This is a genomic window from Thomasclavelia sp. (genome assembly GCF_017889095.1).
GTDB lineage: Bacteria > Bacillota_I > Bacilli_A > Erysipelotrichales > Coprobacillaceae > Thomasclavelia.
In genome coordinates, this window is sequence record NZ_JAGHEW010000057.1 from 1 (window position 1) to 5,808 (window position 5,808).

General features: G+C 30.8%; 4 protein-coding genes and 1 pseudogene. All 5 read right to left on the reverse strand.

The window, feature by feature from the left end; translation table 11 throughout:
• On the reverse strand, positions 1-316 hold a 316-nt coding region (locus tag J7M77_RS02465), incomplete at its 3' end, for a PucR family transcriptional regulator ligand-binding domain-containing protein (protein WP_296875618.1).
• Between the two features lie 369 nt (positions 317-685).
• Entirely contained in the window at positions 686-1,888 is a 1,203-nt protein-coding gene (gene rho / locus J7M77_RS02470) for a transcription termination factor Rho (RefSeq protein WP_296875620.1), read from the reverse strand.
• Between the two features lie 301 nt (positions 1,889-2,189).
• Entirely contained in the window at positions 2,190-4,292 is a 2,103-nt protein-coding gene (locus J7M77_RS02475) for a glycoside hydrolase family 30 beta sandwich domain-containing protein (protein WP_296875622.1), read from the reverse strand.
• Positions 4,293-4,412: 120 nt separating this feature from the next.
• Positions 4,413-5,114 (reverse strand): GntR family transcriptional regulator, encoded by a 702-nt coding sequence (locus J7M77_RS02480; protein WP_296875624.1) that lies wholly within the window; start codon positions 5,112-5,114, stop codon positions 4,413-4,415.
• 124 nt (positions 5,115-5,238) lie between these two features.
• Positions 5,239-5,808: pseudogene (locus J7M77_RS02485) on the reverse strand (cell division protein FtsH); the annotation flags it as partial.

Sequence of the window (5,808 nt, forward strand, 5' to 3'; positions counted from 1 at the left end):
AAGGAAATTCTTGTTCATTACAATAATCAATAATATCTTGAGAAACATCAAAAATATACTTACCAGTATTAATAATCAATCCCACGATATGATATTTAACTAAACTCTTAATAAAATCAAATAAAGCTTCATGACTTTGAAACCCTAAACCTGTCGTTACTGCTAGCTCCTTACCCCATAATTGTTGAATAATCGTTGTATCTTCGATCATGTGTACCCAGCTAATGGCATTACCGCAGCCTTCTTTACCAGCAATCAGTTTTAAATGATATAAATCCTGAGTTTGAACTAATGCATCTTCAATCGTAAAGCCCATATTATCACCTCAAATCCATTGTGCATGATGCACAAAATATTTAGTTTTTTTCATATCTTTTGTCCCTACTAATCCACTAAAAATATTATATAATATCATTGTACTAAAAATAAAACATTTAATCATTTAAAAACACTTAAACATTACTATTACATTTAGGAGGGAACACTTATGAACTTATCTTATCAATATTATTTTTTAGCAAAAAATCATGAAACTTATCCAGCATGGGTACAAAGTGAAGGATATTTTAACTGTGATCACTTCTCAAAAATCTTTCACTTTATTAAAAGCAAATTTTAATCACTTACTATACGGGAACTATATTAATTTGACAAGCATTTAAAATGCTTGTCACTTTTTTATATTCTACATTTTTTTCTTATTAATTAACATTTCCACTAATTCATCATTAGATTTAGTTTTTTCAAACATGTATAATAATGAATCCGTTGCCTGTTCTGGTCTTAAATCACTAAAACCTTTACGAATGATTCGCATTGCCTGCTGTTCTTTATCACTCAACAATAAATCTTCACGTCTAGTTCCTGATTTTAAGATATCAATAGCCGGAAAAATCCGACGTTCTTGTAACTGGCGATTTAGCACCACTTCCATATTTCCGGTTCCTTTAAATTCTTCATAAACAACATCATCCATTTTACTTCCGGTATCCACCAAAGCAGTCGCTAAAATTGTCAAACTGCCACTTTCACGCGTATTCCGAGCTGCTCCAAAAAAACGTTTTGGCATATATAAAGAAGCTGGATCTAAACCGCCTGATAAAGTTCTACCTGATGGTGTCACTGTTAAGTTATAAGCACGAACTAAACGCGTAATACTATCTAATAAGATCATAACGTCTTGTCCCTGTTCAACTAAACGTTTTGCTCTTTCAATCGTCATTTCAGAAACCTTTTTATGACGTTCTGACATTTCATCAAAAGTTGAATAAATAACTTCAACATTTTCACCTTGAATCGCTTCTTTAATATCCGTTACCTCTTCAGGACGTTCATCAATTAATAAAATCAATAAATGCATATCCGGATAACTTTGATGTACCGATAAAGCAATATGCTTCAATAAAGTTGTTTTACCAGCTTTAGGTGGTGAAACAATGATCCCTCTTTGACCCTTACCAATTGGCGATAATAAATCAATGATTCGCATTGAAAGACTATTATCAGCTAAATCTAATTTAATTCTTTGATTAGGAAAAATTGGTGTTAATCTTTCAAAACTTTGTCTTTTTCTTGCTTCACTTGGATCCAAACCATTAATTTGAGTCGTATACATTAATGCTTTATATTTTTCAGTTGCTTTAGGCTGTCTAATATAACCGGTAATAAAATCACCAGTTTTTAAATTAAAACGATGAATTTGTGTCTGGGAAACGTAAACATCCTCACGACTAGCTAAATAATTTGAATTTCTAATAAACCCATAACCATCAGCCATTATTTCCAAAATCCCAGTAACAATTTCTCCATTGCTTACCGAACTTTCAATTTCTTCTCGTTTTTCTTTAGGTGTTCGTTCATCTAAAAAAATACTGTCACTTGCCTTCATTTAAATTTCCTTTCCTGTTTATTATTTTAGAAGATTAGCCAACATCTACTAATAATAAATAACTATTTTAGTGATGACTCTATTTAGTTTTTAAAATAAGATTGATTTGTTTTATCTTTGATAAGTAGAGTGAAGTTATATATATGATATAAATAGAAATGTTGTTGTTTGATTTTAGATTAATTGTCTTAATAACTAATCTTCATTAATCAAAGATATTATAAGTGATAGTACATTTATTTGTCAATTCAAACCTTTTTATCAATATTATTTAAAAAAGTCCCATCATCGGGACTTTTAATTATTTTTTAATTAATTTTTTTCTAGTAAGATATACACCACCAATAACTGCTAATCCTAAAACAACAGCACCATAGATTTCTAATTGGCTTTCATCTCCAGTTTTAACTGCATTAGATGAATTAGTTGTTTCTTGTTTTGTAGGTTTATTAGTTGAATCTCCTTTATTTTCCGTATTTTCTACTACTGCTTCTTTTTCTTTAACAGTTACTGTAAAATTAGCTTTTGTTTCATTTCCTGCTTTATCGCTGGCACTTACTTCAATTACATATTTACCAGCTTTTTGACAGTTATAACCATTATCATTAATTGTATATTCACTAATTTCACCATCTTTATCATCAGTAACTTTTAAGTTTAAAATTGTTTTTAAATCAGTTGTATCGCCGACATAAATCGTTGCATCATTTCCGGAAATATTTGGTGCACTTACATCAATATCATTTGGATTCCATTGATAAGTTGCAACATTACATGCTGGAACTGTGGCACTAAACTGATAATCATCACAGGCAGCAGTAAATGTTTGATCTTCATTAGAGTTATTAACTACTACCATAACTAATTTACCAGTATCCGGATCTTTGAAAACGACATTTGAGATACCAAAGTCATTAGTTCCAATAGTATCAGTTGAATCAACCCGAACATATCCTGGGCGAATATATTTAGTAAACTGTCCCATCATGTAAGCTTCTGGGCTGATACGATAGTTATTTCTATTATCAACGTCTTGGATTAACAAAGTCGGATCGCATGTAAATAAAAATTGATGTGTTTCACAATTCTGGTCTAATATTGTTACCCATGCATTATAACTAATAGCATTGTTTCTAAAATATTCAACAATTCTATTCATTCCATAAGTACCCCATAATGAACGTTCTGTTACAGTTACAGTTTTGTCAGGATACTTAACTGAAATTTCTTGCATTTGATCAGGTGTACCAGAATAATCATGCAAAGCTATTCCATCTAATGAATTTTCAGTATTATACATGATATCAGCCCAATTCATTCCTTCACTAAAATTGTGATCAAATCCCCACAATTTTACTTCCTTTTGACAATCTGATAAGATTGTGCTGTTTTCTAATTCTTGTCTAATATAATTAGATAATTGTGCATGTTGTTGAGCAGTCATCAAACAGCTAGGATAAGCTGTTACATTTTCTGGTTCGTTTTGTAATGTAATTGCATAAATATCAATACCTGCTTTAGCATATTCTTCAATATAACGTACATAATATTTAGCTAATTCATCTACATATTCGTCTTTTAAAGCACCACCAAAATAGTTATACTCATTTTTAGATTTTTCTTCCCAACGTTTATATTCAGGACTATCTTTACCATAAGTTCGTTCACACATCATCATAGCAATACTAAACATACGATTTACTGAATCCATTCCTTGAGACATATCTTTCATCCATCCTGGTGGTGTCCAAGAAGAAGCGAAAAATTTAATATCATCAGCTACTCCATATTTACTTGCAGTAGCTTGAATTTGTTTTACTGTATCAATAATATGATATGCATAGTCTTTTTCAATCGAAAATCCCTTTCCTGTTTCATTATACCAATCATAATTACCATCTTCAGGAACTGTATCATAATATGTGTAAAAATCAGCTGCCGCAAAATCTGATGTACCAATAGTAAGTCTAAATAACGTATATCCTAATCCATTTACTGGATCAATCAATGTATCTAAGACTTCTTGACGAGTACTTTCATCCATTTTCATAAGATTATTAACACTAGCTTCATCAATTGAACTTCCCATTCCTAAAAAGTTCTGATAAGTTTTGTCATCATCAATTTGAATAGTTGCAACTCCTTCTAAAGATACTAAATCCAATGAATCAAATTGAGTATTTTTATTTTTTACTTCAGTTAGGTCACTTTTAAACCATTCACTACTTCTTGCTGTTCCTGCATCGCCCGGATTTAAAGCAGTTGAAGCAGGATCCATTTCTGATGATGACATACTTACTTCTACACCATCTTCTAATAATACTTGATCATCAACTGCAAATACCGGTACTACTGCAGTTAATGATATAAATACCGCAATTATTGCTTTTAATGCTTTTTTCATTTCCTTTCCCCTTTCATTGTTACTTGTTTAATTTGTTGGTACAAATGTATATTAACACCATTAAGTTGAAATGTAAAGGGTTTCATAAAAGAAAATAAAAAAGATGTCAAATTATGACATCTAACGCATTGCTACAGCATAGAAATTAGCGTATTTATAATTATAAATGACTTTTGATACATTGAATAATAATCCATTATCTAAATAAACAGTATCGGCAATTACTAATCCAGGATCATTTTCTTGTAAATCTAATAATTCAGCCTCTTCTTTTGATAATTTAATTGCACTAATGTGTTTATCGGCAAAACCGAATTTTAATTTTAAGTCGTTTTGTAAATAACTATAAATTGACTGCTGGGCAATTTCTCTACCTAAATAAGGAACGATTTTTTTACTATAATAGCTTAATTCTAAAGCAAATTTTTTATCATCAATGATGCGAACTCGTTTACAAAAATAAACTAGATCTCCCACTTCACAAAGCATTTGTTTGGCTAACTTTTCATCTGCTTCTAATAATTCAACAGAAATTACCTGATTAGAAAACGTGCTATTAGGAAAATCATGAGTTAATCCATTAGTACCTGTAATTGAGATACAATTACTGCTATTTCGCTGCCGTACATAAAAGCCACTGCCTTGTCTTGAATAAATAATTCCCTGGCTAGCTAGTAACTTCAATGCTGAACGAATTGTATTTCTAGATACTTGATATTGAGTAATCATTTCATCTTCAGTTGGTAATTTACCATTTTGTTTAAATTCACCTTGTCTAATTCTTTCAATTATTTCATTAGCTACATTTTCATATTTTGCCATCTTTATCACCACTTTCTTCTTCAAGAATATCACAACTTAATTAAGATGGCAAATATTTATAGGTATTAATTTAATTTATCTTTATATTACTAAAGGGCAGTTTCCTACCCTTTAGTCTAAAAATTTATTGCATTAAAATCTTCATAAATTGTTCACCAGTGATTGTTTCGTTTTCATATAGATATTTAGATAATTCATGTAATTTTCCAGTATTTTCTTCGAGAATCCGTCTTGCTTTTTGTTGCTGGGTTTTGATTAATTTTCTAACTTCTTCATCAACTTCAGCTTGTGTTTGATTTGAACATGACATTGAACTATCGCCACCTAAATATTGATTGATCTGACTTTCCATTGCTACCATTCCAAAACGATCATCCATTCCATAACGAGTAACCATGGCTTTGGCTATCTTGGTTGCTTGTTCAATATCATTTGAAGCTCCGGTTGTCACTTTATTGAAAATAAGTTCTTCAGCGGCCCGACCACCGGTTAATGTGGCAATTTTGTTGGCTAATTCTTCTTTAGTCATTAAAAAATGATCATTTTCGTCAACTTGTAATGTATAACCTAAAGCTCCTGAAGTTCTTGGAATGATCGTTATTTTACGAACTGGCGCAGAATCACTTTGTTTAGCGGCAACTAAAGCATGACCAATTTCATGATAAGCAACAATCAGTTTTTCCTTATCTGAAAG